The sequence below is a fragment of the Aliihoeflea sp. genome (genome assembly GCF_052435475.1).
GTDB lineage: Bacteria > Pseudomonadota > Alphaproteobacteria > Rhizobiales > Rhizobiaceae > Aliihoeflea.
In genome coordinates this window covers 97878-112039 of the sequence record NZ_JBQVMV010000007.1, presented here as the reverse complement: position 1 = coordinate 112039, position 14162 = coordinate 97878, and the positions used below count along the sequence as shown (strand labels likewise).

16 protein-coding genes and 2 pseudogenes are annotated in these 14162 nt (G+C 65.5%); 8 read left to right on the top strand and 10 right to left on the bottom strand.

Going from position 1 to position 14162, the window contains the following annotated elements; translation table 11 throughout:
* Positions 1 to 26: 26 nt before the first annotated feature.
* From ACT6QU_RS10560 to ACT6QU_RS10545, 4 genes are read right to left on the bottom strand one after another with little or no spacing between them, the layout of a single operon-like run.
* The gene (locus ACT6QU_RS10560) at positions 27 to 803 is read right to left on the bottom strand and encodes a DUF429 domain-containing protein (protein WP_444565366.1); all 777 of its coding nucleotides are present in this window, start codon (positions 801 to 803) and stop codon (positions 27 to 29) included.
* A complete protein-coding gene (gene pdxY, locus ACT6QU_RS10555) occupies positions 784 to 1623 on the bottom strand; it encodes a pyridoxal kinase PdxY (RefSeq protein WP_444565414.1) in 840 nt (279 codons plus the stop codon). Before pdxY ends, ACT6QU_RS10560 begins: the two co-directional genes overlap by 20 nt.
* A complete protein-coding gene (locus ACT6QU_RS10550; RefSeq protein WP_444565365.1) occupies positions 1620 to 1835 on the bottom strand; it encodes a hypothetical protein in 216 nt (71 codons plus the stop codon). The genes pdxY and ACT6QU_RS10550 overlap by 4 nt, the downstream gene beginning before the upstream one ends.
* Positions 1832 to 2995: a M20 aminoacylase family protein gene (locus tag ACT6QU_RS10545; RefSeq protein WP_444565364.1), complete on the bottom strand. Its 1164-nt coding sequence runs from the start codon at positions 2993 to 2995 to the stop codon at positions 1832 to 1834. The genes ACT6QU_RS10550 and ACT6QU_RS10545 overlap by 4 nt, the downstream gene beginning before the upstream one ends.
* A 134-nt stretch (positions 2996 to 3129) precedes the next feature.
* Here ACT6QU_RS10545 and pncA point away from each other — a divergent pair, with 134 nt between their 5' ends.
* Together pncA and ACT6QU_RS10535 are read left to right on the top strand one after the other, a co-directional pair.
* A complete protein-coding gene (pncA, locus tag ACT6QU_RS10540) occupies positions 3130 to 3729 on the top strand; it encodes a bifunctional nicotinamidase/pyrazinamidase (RefSeq protein WP_444565363.1) in 600 nt (199 codons plus the stop codon).
* A complete protein-coding gene (locus tag ACT6QU_RS10535; protein ID WP_444565362.1) occupies positions 3729 to 4310 on the top strand; it encodes a hypothetical protein in 582 nt (193 codons plus the stop codon). Before pncA ends, ACT6QU_RS10535 begins: the two co-directional genes overlap by 1 nt.
* A 39-nt stretch (positions 4311 to 4349) precedes the next feature.
* Here ACT6QU_RS10535 and ppa read toward each other — a convergent pair whose 3' ends face one another.
* From ppa to ACT6QU_RS10520, 3 genes are all read right to left on the bottom strand, one after another.
* A complete protein-coding gene (ppa, locus tag ACT6QU_RS10530) occupies positions 4350 to 4883 on the bottom strand; it encodes an inorganic diphosphatase (protein WP_444836650.1) in 534 nt (177 codons plus the stop codon).
* Between the two features lie 208 nt (positions 4884 to 5091).
* Positions 5092 to 5598, bottom strand: a complete 507-nt coding sequence (locus tag ACT6QU_RS10525; protein WP_444836649.1) for a GNAT family N-acetyltransferase — start codon at positions 5596 to 5598, stop codon at positions 5092 to 5094.
* A gap of 96 nt (positions 5599 to 5694) precedes the next feature.
* Entirely contained in the window at positions 5695 to 6885 is a 1191-nt protein-coding gene (locus tag ACT6QU_RS10520) for a vWA domain-containing protein (protein WP_444836648.1), read from the bottom strand.
* A gap of 80 nt (positions 6886 to 6965) precedes the next feature.
* Between ACT6QU_RS10520 and ACT6QU_RS10515 the strand changes: the two genes are divergently transcribed.
* From ACT6QU_RS10515 to ACT6QU_RS10505, 3 genes and pseudogenes are all read left to right on the top strand, one after another.
* Positions 6966 to 7613, top strand: coding sequence for a thiamine diphosphokinase (locus ACT6QU_RS10515; protein WP_444836647.1), 648 nt, complete (start codon positions 6966 to 6968; stop codon positions 7611 to 7613).
* Positions 7614 to 7620: 7 nt separating this feature from the next.
* Positions 7621 to 9100 (top strand): annotated as a pseudogene (locus ACT6QU_RS10510) (ABC-F family ATP-binding cassette domain-containing protein); the annotation flags it as partial.
* A gap of 89 nt (positions 9101 to 9189) precedes the next feature.
* Positions 9190 to 9426, top strand: a pseudogene (locus ACT6QU_RS10505) (ABC transporter C-terminal domain-containing protein); the annotation flags it as partial.
* Between the two features lie 206 nt (positions 9427 to 9632).
* Here ACT6QU_RS10505 and ACT6QU_RS10500 read toward each other — a convergent pair.
* A complete protein-coding gene (locus ACT6QU_RS10500) occupies positions 9633 to 10571 on the bottom strand; it encodes a homocysteine S-methyltransferase family protein (protein ID WP_444836646.1) in 939 nt (312 codons plus the stop codon).
* A 153-nt stretch (positions 10572 to 10724) separates the two neighbouring features.
* Between ACT6QU_RS10500 and ACT6QU_RS10495 the strand changes: the two genes are divergently transcribed.
* The gene (locus ACT6QU_RS10495) at positions 10725 to 10964 is read left to right on the top strand and encodes a type II toxin-antitoxin system CcdA family antitoxin (RefSeq protein WP_024587430.1); all 240 of its coding nucleotides are present in this window, start codon (positions 10725 to 10727) and stop codon (positions 10962 to 10964) included.
* Complete coding sequence (locus ACT6QU_RS10490) at positions 10964 to 11260, top strand: CcdB family protein (protein ID WP_444836645.1); 297 nt, start codon at positions 10964 to 10966, stop codon at positions 11258 to 11260. The genes ACT6QU_RS10495 and ACT6QU_RS10490 overlap by 1 nt, the downstream gene beginning before the upstream one ends.
* Position 11261: 1 nt before the next feature.
* Here the strand turns inward: ACT6QU_RS10490 and ACT6QU_RS10485 are convergent, their stop codons facing one another.
* Complete coding sequence (locus ACT6QU_RS10485) at positions 11262 to 11633, bottom strand: cell division protein ZapA (RefSeq protein WP_024587428.1); 372 nt, start codon at positions 11631 to 11633, stop codon at positions 11262 to 11264.
* A gap of 6 nt (positions 11634 to 11639) precedes the next feature.
* Positions 11640 to 11912 (bottom strand): DUF4164 domain-containing protein, encoded by a 273-nt coding sequence (locus tag ACT6QU_RS10480; RefSeq protein WP_024587427.1) that lies wholly within the window; start codon positions 11910 to 11912, stop codon positions 11640 to 11642.
* 234 nt (positions 11913 to 12146) lie between these two features.
* Here ACT6QU_RS10480 and tkt point away from each other — a divergent pair, with 234 nt between their 5' ends.
* Positions 12147 to 14141, top strand: coding sequence for a transketolase (tkt, locus tag ACT6QU_RS10475; protein WP_444836644.1), 1995 nt, complete (start codon positions 12147 to 12149; stop codon positions 14139 to 14141).
* The last annotated feature ends 21 nt before the right edge of the window (positions 14142 to 14162 follow it).

Sequence of the window (14162 nt, the reverse complement as noted above, 5' to 3'; positions counted from 1 at the left end):
ATAGACGGAAAATTCCGCGCGGGCAATCACGTCCAGATTGCGATCGGAATGCCGTGGCTGTCGACGAGCGGCGGGTCGGGGAATGGCCGTGCTTCACCATTCGCGTAGCGCTCGGCCACCAGCAGCATCGCGCAGGCGTCGAGGAAGTCGTCCGCACCCGAGCCGACCGGGCACCGCTCCTGCAGAAACGCCGAATCGAGCCCGGATGACGCAAGAAGCGTCTGCCGTTCCGCCATGCCGGCCGGGTTGACCCTTCCCTTGACCTTCTTCGGGAGGGTCATCGCGTGCTCGCCGTTCAGCCGCCAGAAAGCGGCCTCAGGGTGGGATTCGATGACGCGCGCGCGCAGTTCAGGCGATACGCGCAAGCGCGCGTCGATCTCGCGGATTTTCGGAAACAGCGCGAAAGCCTGAATCGAAACGCCACGCGGCGGGTCGGAGGTTTCGCACGCGACTTCGCTCGCCTTGCGATGGTCGTCGTACCACTTGTCCAATGTCGTGAATGGATTGATGGCGGCATAGACCGCCGGCCGCGACGGGATCGCAAAGACGCTCGATTGCCGCTCACCCAGATGCTTGCGTACCAACGCCTCCGGCCCGCGCCCGGCACGGCCGATCCGGTCGGGAAGGCCGATCGGCATATCGACGGCAATGATCGCGTCTGGGGGATAGGACGCGATCAGAGTCTTGAAGGTCGCGTGGATGCGGCAGGCGGTTCTGCCAGCGCCGTTCCGCGAAACGGCGATCCAGCCGCCCTTGCAGCCGTCGACGCCGACGATCGGCCTCTCAGCCGAGCGGCCGGACATCGACTCCAGCCGTCGGCGCAGTCAGGCTCGCCGCATCCGTCTCGAGCATCAACTCGTCCGCGCCGCGATCTGCTGCGCGCGACAGGATGTCGAACACGGCGGCTGTGACCTGCCGGAGGGTTTCGGGTGCACCTTGGCCTTCAAGGCGCTTCGCCAGCAGCATCGCCGCCGTCAGATCGCCGAGCCCGTTCGGCGGTTTCGCGACGAGGTCGTGGCTGGCGACGAGCGCTGTCTCCTCCTCGACCCAGAGATTGCCGATGCGTCCTTCGCCCGCCGGCGCGGAGGTGACGAGCATGCCTTGGGGCGGCAGGCTGCGTGCTGCCGCCGCGATTCCGTCCAGCGTTTCGTTTCGCTGTCCCGACAACCAGTCGAGTTCGGCCCGGTTCGGCGTCGCGATGTCGGCGAGCGGCAGGAGATGGTCGCGGATCGCCTCGGCGGTGGCTTGCGGCACATAAAGGCCGCCCCGATCCCCGATCACCGGGTCGCAGACATAGAGCGCATCGGGGCGGCATGCCTTCACGGCCTCGATCAACCGCGCGACTGGCGCGGCCTGTTCCGCGCTGCCGAGGTAGCCGGTCAGGACGCCGCCCACCTCGCCGAGCCAAGGCGCGCGTTCGAGATCGGCCAGCATCGCCGCGAAGGCGTCGGCGGGCGGGATGATCCGCGTCGCGGGACCGTGGCCGGGGTGCCAAGGCAGCGTTACCGTTGGCACGGCCCAGACCGGGAAGCCGAGCGTTTCGAGCGCGAAGACGGCAGCGCGATTGCCGACCGTGCCGCGCACGACATGGCTCGATATGACGAGGATCGCCAGCTTTGTCATAGGGTGCGGATGAAATCGATCAGCCACCAGACCAGAACCGCGGCGAGGACGACGCTCAAGACGCGGCCGATGCGCGTGCCCCAGATTTCGACCCAGTCGTCCGGGTCGGCGTCCGCGCCGCTCATGTGGCGGCGGATGCGCGTCGCCATCGTCGCTTCGCTCTCCTGCCCGACGCGGCGGATGATGCGCTTCGATTCGGTGTCGTCCTTCATGCGGCCAGCTTCCGCTCGACCAGCCGGACCCAATAGGACACGCCGGCCGGAATCGCCTCGTCCTCGAAATCATAGGCGGGATGGTGCAGGTCGGCCGACTTGCCGTTGCCGAGGAAGACCAGCGTGCCCGGCCGCAATTCCAGCATGCGCGAGAAATCCTCGCCCGCCATGACCGGCGCCACGTCGGCGTCCACCATCGCATCGCCGACCACCTCGCGCGCGACTGCGGTCGAGAAGGTGGCTTCGTCGGGGTCGTTGTGGGTCACCGAGATCGTCTGGTTGTAGTCGACCTCCACCGACGCACCCGCTGACTCGCCGATCTTGGTCGCGATGTGGACGATCCGGTCTTCGGTCGCCTTCGCCACATCCATCGAGAGCGCGCGCACGCTGCCCCACAACTCGATGATCTCTGGGATGATGTTGTAGGCCGTGCCGGCGTCGAACTTCGTCACCGTCACCACTGCGGACGTTACGGGATCGGTATTGCGCGAGACGATGGTCTGGAGCGCGGTGACGATCTGAGCGCCGGTGACGATCGGGTCGATCGTCGTGTGCGGGCGCGCCGCATGGCCGCCGCGCCCGGTCACCCGGATGGTGAACTTGGCCGATGCTGCCATGATCGAGCCTGGACGAAGCGCAATATGGCCCGTCGCCAGTCCGGGCATGTTGTGCATGCCGTACACATGGCCGATGCCGAAGCGGTCAAAGAGCCCGTCCTCGATCATCGCCCTGGCGCCGCCGCCGATCTCCTCGGCCGGCTGGAAGACGAGCACGACGAAGCCCTTGAAATTGCGCGTCTCGGCGAGGTATTTCGCAGCGCCCAGCAGCATTGCCGTGTGGCCGTCATGGCCGCAGGCATGCATCGCGCCCTCGACCGTCGAGGCGTGCGGCTGCGACGTCGCCTCGACGATCGGCAGCGCGTCCATGTCGGCGCGCAGCGCGATGGCCGGACCGTCGCCGAGGCGGCCGCGGATCACGCCGACGACACCCGTCTCGCCGAAGCCGCGATGGATCTCGTTGACGCCGAATTCCTCCAGCTTGCGCGCGACGAATTCCGCCGTCTGGTGAACCTCGAAGCCGATCTCGGGATGTTGGTGGATGTGCCTGCGCCAGCCGACGATTTCATCATGCAGTTCGCTCGCGCGGTTCAGGATCGGCATCATGGTCTCCAGTTCGCTCGTCGCAGACTATCCAGCGGCTTGCGGCATGGGAACCGGAAATCATGGGAACCGCAAATGTTGCCCTTCGCCCGGTCGCTGACTACGGTGCGGGCCGCCAACAGGGAGACGCGCGCATGGCCGAGGAAGCACTGATCGTCATCGACGTGCAGAACGATTTCTGCCCCGGCGGCGCGCTCGCCGTCGAGGATGGCGACGCGATCGTGCCGGTCGTCAATCGGATGATCCAGGCCGCGCCGCATGTGATCCTGACGCAGGACTGGCACCCGGCCGGCCATTCCAGCTTCGCCTCGCGCCACGCGGGCAAGGCGCCGTTCGAGACGGTCGAGATGGAGTACGGCGCGCAGACGCTCTGGCCCGACCATTGCGTCCAGGGCACGAAGGGCGCGGCGTTCCATCCCGACCTCGACTGGACGCGCGCCGAGCTGGTGGTTCGCAAGGGCTTCCGCCCCGCCATCGATTCCTACTCGGCCTTCTTCGAGAACGACCGGGATACGCCGACCGGGCTCGGCGGCTACTTGAAGGAACGCGGCATCAGGAAACTGACCCTCGCCGGGCTCGCGACCGATTTCTGCGTCGCCTATTCGGCACTCGATGCGGCGAGGCTCGGCTTTTCCGTCACCGTCGCGCTGGAGGCGTGCCGCGCGATCGACCTCGGCGGCTCGCTTGCCGTAATGACGGACGAAATGGAAAAAGCGGGGGTGGTGCTGTCGTGATGCGTGCTTTTGCGATCGCCGCCGCACTCCTGTGCGCTACCGCCGCCCGTGCGGAAATCGTCTCGGAATATACCGAGTTCGACGCCGACGAAGGCTGCACCGCGTATCGCACGGCTCCGGACGATGAGGGCGACTGGGCGGACCTCGCCTGTGCCGGCTATCGCGGCTATCCGGTGATCCTCACCTATACCGACTTGCGCTATGTCGCCTATTACGGCTTTCCGCCGGAAGGCGAACTGCCGCGCCAGCCAGGCTTTCACCCCTTCAACCATCCCGGAACGCGGATCGAATGGCGTATCGACCGGCAGGAGCGTAGCGAGACGCCCTTCGCAGCGATCCATCGCTGGTTCCTCAACATCGGCGATGAAGGCGCGCGCGACATCGAAATCCTGACCGTCAGCAAGGTCGCGACCATGGAAGACCGGTCGGCGTGTTTCGTCGGCTTCGTGATGGCATCCGGCAATGCGAAGGCCAACGAGGACGCCCGACGCATTGCGGACGAGACCGTGCGCGATTTCGACTGCGCGACCGACGAGCGGCTCATCGCCGATCCCGAGGTGCGCGGGCTGGTCAATCCATAAAGAAAGAGAGCGCCCTGGCGCTCTCTTTCAATTTCCGGTTCAGGCCTTCTTCTTCGCCCGCTCGACCGCCTCGACGATCATCGTGCGGGCAGTCTCGGCGCCCTGCCAGCCGCCGATCTTCACCCACTTGCCGGGTTCCAGATCCTTGTAGTGCTCGAAGAAGTGCTCGATCTGCTTCAGCGTGATTTCCGGCAGGTCGGTGTAGTCGTGGACGTTCTCGTAGCGGCGCGTGACGTGCGGGGTCGGCACGGCGATGATCTTCTCGTCCTTGCCGCCATCATCTTCCATGATGAGGACGCCGATGGGCCGCACGTTGATGACGCAGCCGGGCACGAGTTCGCGCGTGTTGCAGATCAGGACGTCGATCGGGTCGCCGTCCTCGGACAGGGTGTGCGGGACGAAGCCGTAATTGCCGGGATAGCGCATCGGCGTATAGAGGAACCGGTCGACCACCAGCACGCCGGCTTCCTTGTCCATCTCGTACTTGATCGGCTGGCCGCCGGCCGGCACTTCGATGAGGACGTTGACGTCGTGGGGCGGATTGTCGCCGATGGAAATGGCGTCGAGGCGCATGCGCTGATCCTGTCTTCGCAAGGTTCTGAAAATGTGCGCAAGCGGTTAGCGCGTCTCATGCTGCATTGCAAGGAAGCGGCGGGTCACGTCGCGTCTCAGGGTTGACAGGCCAGGGCGGTCGGCAGCGGGCATGCGTAGGTCGGCAGGGTCGTGCCCGTCGTCGATGTCGAGGTCTGGCGCGCCATTCAACGCCGCCAACGCCAACGCCTCAATTCCAGACGTAGGCGACCTTCTTCAGCGCCTTCTGGTCGAATATCTCGACGCCTTCGGCGACGTCACGGCCGCCGGCGCCCTCGTAGAAGGCGCGGGCGCCTTCATTGTCCTCCAGCGCCCAGACGACGAGGCCGGAAAGGCCGTGCGCCTTCAGCCGGTCACGGGCGGCCTTGAAGAGGCGGGTGCCGAGGCCGATGCCCTGATATTCGGGCAGGAGGTAGAGTTCGTAGATTTCGCCGTCCTGCGGCAGGTCGCGGGCGCGGTTGCGGCCGAGCGTGGCGTAGCCGACGACATTGCCGTCGATCTCGACGACGAGGACGCTCGCCGCGCGGCGGATCGCCTTCTCCCACCACTGCGTGCCGCGTCGCGACAGCATCGAGTTCAGCGCGCCGTGCGGGATCAGCCCGGCATAGGCACCCACCCAGGCGTCGTGATGCACGCCGGCGATCGCATCCGCGTCGTGCGGGTCGGCCTTGCGAATGTCGATCGAGAGCGTCTTCATGATTTGTTAATCATAACTGGCGAAGGCGCTTGACGGCAAGCGGGAAGGTGGCGCCCGACCAAACTTCGCGCAAGCCTCGGCGATGTCGCTGATGCCTCAGCGGCTGCGCGAAAGCTCGCGCGTCGCCTTTTCCAGCCCGTTCAGCGTCAGCGGAAACATGCGCTCGGAAAAGATGTCGCGGACCATCTGGATCGAGTGCGTGTAGCCCCAGTGCTTCTCGCGGACGGGGTTGAGCCAGACGGCCTTCGGCCAGTGCTGGAGCACGCGCTGCAGCCAGACGATGCCGGCCTCCGCGTTCCAGTGCTCCACCGCGCCGCCCGGATAGGCGATCTCATAGGGGCTCATCGAGGCGTCGCCGACGAAGATCGCCTTGTAGTCGGCGCCGTATTTGTGCAGCACGTCGTAGGTCGGGATGACCTCCGAATGACGGCGGCGGTTGTCCTTCCAGACGCCCTCGTAGACGCAGTTGTGGAAGTAGAAATATTCGAGCTGACGAAATTCGGCCCGAGCCGCCGAGAAAAGTTCCTCGACGATGCGGATATGGTCGTCCATCGAGCCGCCGACGTCGAAGAACATCAACAGTTTCACCGCATTGCGCCGTTCGGGGCGTGTCTGGACGTCGAGATAGCCATGCTCGGCGGTCGACTTGATCGTGCCGCCAAGGTCGAATTCCTCGTCCGCGCCTTCGCGCACCCAGCGGCGCAGGCGCTTCAGCGCGACCTTGATGTTGCGCGTGCCGAGTTCGATCGAATCGTCGAAGTTCCTGAATTCGCGCTTGTCCCAGACCTTGACCGCGCGGCGGTGGCGGCTCCCCTCCTGGCCGATCCGCACGCCTTCCGGATTGTAGCCATAGGCGCCGAAGGGCGACGTGCCGCCGGTGCCGATCCATTTCGACCCGCCCTGGTGGCGGCCCTTCTGCTCCTCCAGCCGCTTCTTCAGCGTCTCCATCAGCTTTTCGAACCCGCCGAGGCTTTCGACAAGCTTCTTTTCCTCGTCGTTCAGATGCTTTTCGGCCAGCCGCCGCAGCCATTCCTCGGGAATGTTGGCGACATCGACGGCACTCTCGCCCGACACCGCCTCGACGCCCTTGAAGACGTGGCCGAAGACCTGGTCGAAGCGGTCGATGTGCCGCTCGTCCTTCACCATCGCCGCGCGCGCCAGGTAGTAGAAGCCTTCGACGTCGTAGTCGACGAGATGGACGTCCATGCCTTCGAGCAGCGACAGATATTCCCGCAAGGAGACGGGAATGCGCGCGGCCTTCAGTTCGAGGAAGAAAGGTATGAACATGGCGCGCAAACTAGAGCGGTTGCCGGGAGGATGGAAGCCGTCTGTTTCCTTCTCACCCGAGCCTTGCTAAGGGGCGCACGATGACCGCGCCCGTTTACCCTTTCACCATCCTTCTTGGCGGCGATGCCGAGCCGACGCCGCGCCTTGCCCGCCAGGTCGCCGGCAGCCGCGTGATCGCGGCGGATTCTGGCATGCGCCATGCGGGTCCGCTCGGCCTCGTGCCCGAGCTCTGGACCGGCGATTTCGATTCCGTCGACGCGGCGCTCGATGCCGCCCATCCCGACATTCCGCGCGAGATCTTCCCGCGCGCCAAGGATCTGACCGATGGCGAGATAGCCGTCGAGGCCGCATTGGCGCGCGGCGCGACCACCTTGACCCTGGTCGGCGCCTTCGGCGGCCCGCGGGCCGACCATGCGTTCCTGCATCTGGCGCTCGGCGTGCGCCTGGCCGAAAGCGGGCTTTCCATCCTGCTGACCAGCGGCACGCAGGAAGGTGTGCCGCTGCTTGAAGGCGCATCGCGGCTCGACTATCTGCCGGGCACCGTGTTCTCGGTCATCGCGATGACCGACCTTGCCGGCCTCACGCTCGAAGGCGTTCGCTGGCCGCTCGACAAGCGGCACGTTCCCTTTGGCTCGTCGCTGACACTCTCCAACGAGGTCACCGGCGACCTGACCGTTCACCTGATCTCCGGCCGCGCGATCCTCATCGCCCATCCGTCCGGCCAATAGGAATTCCATGGCGCCTCCGCTTCTCAATCTCGACGGCATCAAGCTCACCTTCGGCGGCACGCCGCTGCTCGATGGCGCGGCGCTTTCCGCGCAGGCCGGCGACCGCATCGCGCTGGTCGGCCGCAACGGTTCGGGCAAGTCGACGCTGCTGAAGATCGCCGCCGGCCTCGTCGAGGCGCAGGACGGCGAGATTTTCCGCCAGCCTTCGGCCACGATCCGCTATCTGCGCCAGACGCCGGACATGGAGGGCTTTTCCACCGTCCTCGCCTATGTCGAGGCGGGCCTTGGGCCGAGCGACGACCAGCACCGCGCGACCTATCTCATCGAAAGTCTCGGCCTCGACGGTTCGGCCGCGCCGGAAAACCTCTCCGGCGGCGAGGCGCGCCGTGCTGCGCTTGCCCGCGTTCTCGCGCCGCAGCCCGACATCCTGCTTCTCGACGAGCCGACCAACCATCTCGACCTCGCAACCATCGAATGGCTCGAAGGCGAACTCGTCCGGTCCACCTCCGCCATCGTCGTCATCTCGCACGACCGACGCTTTCTCGAACGCGTCTCCAAGGCGACCGTCTGGCTCGACCGCGGCCAGACGCGCCGCCTCGACAAGGGTTTTGCCCATTTCGAGGAATGGCGCGACCAGGTGCTGGAGGAAGAGGAGCGGGACCAGCACAAGCTTGGCCGCCAGATCGTGCGCGAGGAGCATTGGCTGCGCTACGGCGTCACCGCGCGGCGCAAGCGCAACATGCGCAGGCTCGGCGAGCTCCATTCCATGCGCCAGAAATTCCGCACGCATCAGGGCGCCGAAGGCAAGGCGACGTTGCAGGCGAGCGACGCCAACGAAACCGGCAAGCTGGTCATCGAGGCGAAGGGCATTGCCAAGAGCTTCGGCGAGCGGCAGATCGTCCGCGATTTTTCCACCCGCATCCAGCGCGGCGACCGGATCGGTTTCGTCGGCCCCAACGGCGCCGGCAAGACGACGCTCCTGAAAATGCTGACCGGAGAACTTGCCCCCGATGCCGGCTCGGTCCGGCTCGGCGTCAACCTCGAAATCGCCACGCTCGACCAGAAGCGCGATCTCGACCTCGACGAGACGCTTTCGCACTACCTGACCGATGGGCGCGGCGACAGCGTCGTCGTCAATGGCGAGCAGCGCCACGTCGTCTCCTACATGAAGGACTTTCTGTTCAAGCCGGAACAGGCGCGCACGCCGATCCGGGAACTCTCCGGCGGCGAGCGCGCGCGCCTCGTGCTGGCGCGGCTTCTCGCGCGCCCGGCCAATCTGCTGGTGCTCGACGAGCCGACCAACGACCTCGACATGGAAACGCTCGATCTTCTGCAGGAGCTGGTCGCGGGCTTTCCCGGCACGGTCATCCTCGTCAGCCACGATCGCGACTTCCTCGACCGCACGGTGACGAGCACGATCGCACCCGAAAGCGATGGACGCTGGATCGAATATGCCGGCGGCTATGCCGACATGTTGACCCAGCGCGGAACCAAGGCGTTCACGCAGAAGCCGGCGAAGACAGAGTCGCGCGAGAAGCCCGCTGCGCCCCGGCCGGCCGGCAACGCCAACTCATCGAAAAAACTCTCTTTCAAGCAGAAATTCGCTCTGGAGAAGCTGCCGGGCGAGATGGAAGCGACCTCCGCGAAGATGGCGACGCTGGAAACGAAAATGGCCGACCCGCAATCCTACGTCCGCGATCCGGCCGGGTTCGCGAAGTCGGCGTCCACGCTCGATGGATTGCGCGCCGACCTTGCGCGGATGGAGGAGGAGTGGCTGGAATTGGAGATGCTGCGCGAGGAGATCGAAGGGTAGGAAGCAGCGAGTGGCGTTTCCGCGCTTCAATACCCCCACCCTTTATCCCTCCCACAAGGGGGAGGGAAGCCATCCACGCCTCTCTTACCTTCAAACGTGGTGCTCGGGTTGGTGGTTTAATGCGACGCTCGCGGCTTCCCTCCCCCTTGTGGGGAGGGATAAAGGGTGGGGGTCCCCTTCGCAAAATCCCTACTTCACCACCCCCCTCACAAACACGCCTCGCAAATCGCCGCGATGTGCCGGCGATCCGTTCCGCAGCACCCTCCCAGCACCGAAATCTGCCCGAACTGCCGTCTCATCTCGCCATAGCGCCGGCCGAGATCGTCCGGATCGCCGGGATCGAGTTCGCTCGCCTCGTCGAGTTCAGCATGGCTCTTCGCCGAGGCATTGGCACGGACGCCGCCCAGTCTTTGCATCCACGCCTCGCCATTGCCGAGTGACGTGGAAAAATGGGTCGGGTGGGCGCAGTTGATCATGTAGTAGATCGGCGCGCCCTCCGGGTCCTCGTCGACCGTCTCGATCGCCGCGCGCAGGCTTGCGCCTGAGGCGAGGTTGCCATCCGTCTCGACGGTGAAGGAGATGACGCAGGGCAGGCCGTAGGCCGCTGCTGCCCGCGCGATGCCGCAGGCTTCCTCGACATAGTTCATCGTCATGCCGCTCACCATGTCGGCGCCGGTGGCGTGGAATGCCTCGATCTGCGCATGGTGGTAGTGCTCAGCGCCGTCGCGGTCCATCAGGGACGTCGGACGGTAGCCGTCGCCGCGCGGGCCGACCACGCCGTTGACGACGATCTTGTCGCTGCCGTCGCCGAGTTCCCGGCGCAGCGACTTCGCCCAGCCTACCGCCTCGCGGTTGATCTCGGCCAAGGCGCTCGCATCGAAGCCGAGCTTCTCGCCCCAGTCGCGATTGGCCCGCCAGGTCGGCGTGTCGATGATGAAGCCGGCATGGCGGGCAAGCGCCATCTCGACGAATGGCGCGAAATAGTCCGTCAGTTGCTGGCGGCCATCGGCGTTGAGAAGAAGCGGAAAGGCAGCGAAAAGCGGCAGGTCGACGCCGTCATGGAAGATCAGCGAGGTCTCGAGGCCGCCATCGGTCAGGAAGACCGCGCCGCCCGGCCGCGGCAGCACCGCGTGCGACATGATCATGGCTCATCCGGCCCACGCCCGCTCCATGCAGCGACATCGCTACTCAATTGGATGATCCGCCTGCAATCAATGGCTGTCAATCGATCGGACGGCGCCTGCCTTGCAGCACGTTCCATATGCGCATATTCTATGCGCAGAAACGAGGCCCGAACCATGCGCCACGAAAAACCCGCCGCCCGCAAACCGACCAACCTAACGCTCGACGCCGCGTTGTTGGCCGAAGCGAAGGAACTGTCCGTCAACGTCTCCCGCGCCGCCGAAACCGGCATCGCCGAAGCCGTCCGCGCTGAAAAGGAACGGCTCTGGCTTGAGGAAAACCGCGAGGCGCTCGAAAGCTGGAAGGCCTGGGTCGACGAAAACGGCCTGCCCCTCGCCAAATATCGCATGTTCTGATGGCGCGGTATGACGTCTATCGCGCGCCCGACGATGCGCTTCTGCTCAACGTCCAGTCGCCGCTTCTCGATATTGTCGGCTCGCGTGTGGTGATCCCGCTCCTGCCGGCGTCGTCGACGCCGCGCTCGATCGCGCGGCTGCATCCCGTCTTCGAAGTCGATGGCGAGCCGCACGTTCTGGCCACGCATCTGATCTCGGCTGTGCCCGATACGCTGGTCGCGGCTCGAGTTGCCAACCTTGCCCAGCACCACGACGAAATCGTCGCGGCGCTCGACATGCTGTTTCAGGGATACTGAATCACACCTGCCGCGGCCGCCCGCTCAGGCGGCTTGCAACCACTTCGATCCGCTCGGCGAAATCGGCCAGAGCGCCGGTCAGCGCGGCGTCGTTCTTATCGGCCTTGGTCAGCGCGTCGTCGCGCGTCTTGCGCAGCGTGCCGATCTCGGTCTCGAAACCCTTGGTGCGCTTTTGCAGTTCGGCGAGTTCGTCCATGACCATGATGCCCGCCATCACGGTCAGGCGCTGGTCGCCGATCTCGCCGAACGAGTCCTTCAGGTGCATCACATAGCGGTCGAACCGGCTGGCGAGCGAGATCAGGTGCTCTTCCTGGCCTTCGTCGCAGGCCATCCGGTAGGCCTTGCCGTCGATCGTCACGGTAACCTGTGCCATCGTCCCCTACCTGTCGAGCACGGCGCGGATCGTCTCCATTGCGGTCACGAGCCGGCGCGAGACTTCCTTGTTGGCATCTTCGAGGCGCTCGGCGCGTGCTTCCGACGCGTCGAGTTCCTGGGCGAGGCGCGAGCGGTCGGCGTTCATGCGCTGCGCCTCGGCATCGGCTTCCTGATAGTCCTGGTCGTTTTCCAGACGTGCTGCGACGGCGCTTTCCAGCGCTTCGACCGCGGCACCGAGGCGACCGATGACTTCCCTGAGTGTCGTTTCCCCTGTCATGGCTCCAGCTCAGGCCCCCGACGCGAATCATTGTTACATGAGAACGTCTTAATCGGAAAACATTAAGCGGCGGGCGAATCTGGCGTCAACCGAACGTGCCGACTATCCCCGGCATTCGGCCGCGAGCCACGCCCGCGCGGCGTTGACTCCCCGCCCCGAACGGCTATGTGTCGCCTGCCGAAAGGGCCGAGCGCGCCTCCCAATTTTCCAATTCTTCGCAGGACCAGAGCGATCATGACGACACGCGACAAGCACGACCGGATGGCCAATGCGATCCGCTTCCTTTCCATGGATGCGGTCGAAAAGGCGAATTCGGGCCATCCCGGCCTGCCGATGGGCGCGGCCGACATCGCGACCGTGCTCTACACCCGCTTCATGAAGCATGATCCCAAGCATCCGCACTGGGCAGATCGTGACCGCTTCGTCCTGTCGGCCGGCCACGGCTCGATGCTGCTCTATTCGCTCCTCTATCTGTCGGGCTACGAGGACATCACGCTCGACGAGATCAAGAATTTCCGCCAGGTCGGCTCCAAGACCGCCGGCCATCCCGAATACGGCCATGCGGCCGGCATCGAGACGACCACCGGCCCGCTCGGCCAGGGCCTCGGCAACGCCGTCGGCATGGCGCTCGCCGAGCGCATTCTGAACGCGCATTATGGTGACGGGCTGGTCGACCACTACACCTATGCGCTCGCCGGCGACGGTTGCCTGATGGAGGGGATCAGCCAGGAGGCGATCTCGCTTGCCGGCCACCTGAAGCTCTCCAAGCTGATCGTGATGTGGGACGACAACAACATCTCGATCGACGGTCCCGTCTCGCTGTCGGATTCCACCGACCAGGTCGCGCGCTTTGCCGCGTCGGGCTGGAACACTCTGCGCGCCGACGGCCACGATCCCGAAGCCATCGCCCACGCGATCGAGACCGCGCGCCAGTCCGACCGGCCGACCATGATCGCCTTCAAGACCACGATCGGCTATGGCGCGCCGACCCGCGCCGGCACCAACAAGGCGCATGGCTCGCCGCTCGGCGCGGACGAGATCGCCGGCACGCGCAAGGCGCTGAAGTGGGACGCCGAAGCCTTCGCCGTTCCCTCCGACATTCTCGATGCCTGGCGCCTCGCCGGCCTGCGCTCGGCCAAGGAGCGCAAGGCCTGGGAAGGCCGCCTTGCCGGGACGGATGGCGAAAAGCGCGCCGAGTTCGAGCGCCGCATGCGCGGCGAACTGCCCGAAGGGCTCGATGCGGCGATCGTCGACTACAAGAAGAAGCTTTCGGCCGACAAGCCGAAGGTCGCGACCCGCAAATCGTCGGAGATGGCGCTCGAGGTCATCAACGCCATCCTGCCCGACACGATCGGCGGCTCGGCCGACCTCACTGGCTCCAACAACACCAAGACGTCGCAGACCAAGCCGATCACGCCGTCCGACTATTCCGGCCGCTATGTCTATTTCGGCATTCGCGAGCACGGCATGGCGGCGGCCATGAACGGCATGGCGCTGCATGGCGGCATCATTCCCTATGGCGGCACGTTCCTCGTCTTCTCCGACTATGCGCGGCCTTCGATGCGCCTCGCCTCGCTGATGGGCATTCGCTCGATCTTCGTCATGACGCATGATTCGATCGGTCTCGGCGAAGATGGCCCGACCCACCAGCCCGTCGAGCACCTGGCGGCGCTGCGTGCGATCCCCAACCACTACGTCTTCCGTCCGGCGGATGCGGTGGAAACGGCCGAATGCTGGCAGATCGCGCTCGAATCCGAGACGACGCCCTCGACGCTCGCGCTCACGCGCCAGAACCTGCCGACGCTGCGCGTCGAGCATGACGAGGACAACCTGTCCTCCTACGGCGCCTACGAACTCGAGACCGCCAGCGATGAGGCCAAGGTCACGATCTTCGCCTCGGGCTCGGAAGTCGAGATCGCGGTCAAGGCGCGCGAAATCCTCGAGGCCAAGGGCCACCCGACGCGCGTCGTCTCCGTGCCGTGCTTCGAACTCTTCGGCGAACAGAGCTACGAATACCGCCACGCGATCGTCGGCGACGCGTCGATCAAGGTCGGCATCGAGGCCGGCATCCGCATGGGTTGGGAGCGCCTGATCGGCTCGAACGGCATCTTCGTCGGCATGACGGGCTTCGGCGCGTCGGGCCCCGCCGAAGAGCTCTACAAGCATTTCGGCATCACCGCGGAAGCGGCCGTCAAGGCGGTCGAGGAGCGCATCGCCAACGGCGGTTGACGCGTCGGACCGAAAAGTGGG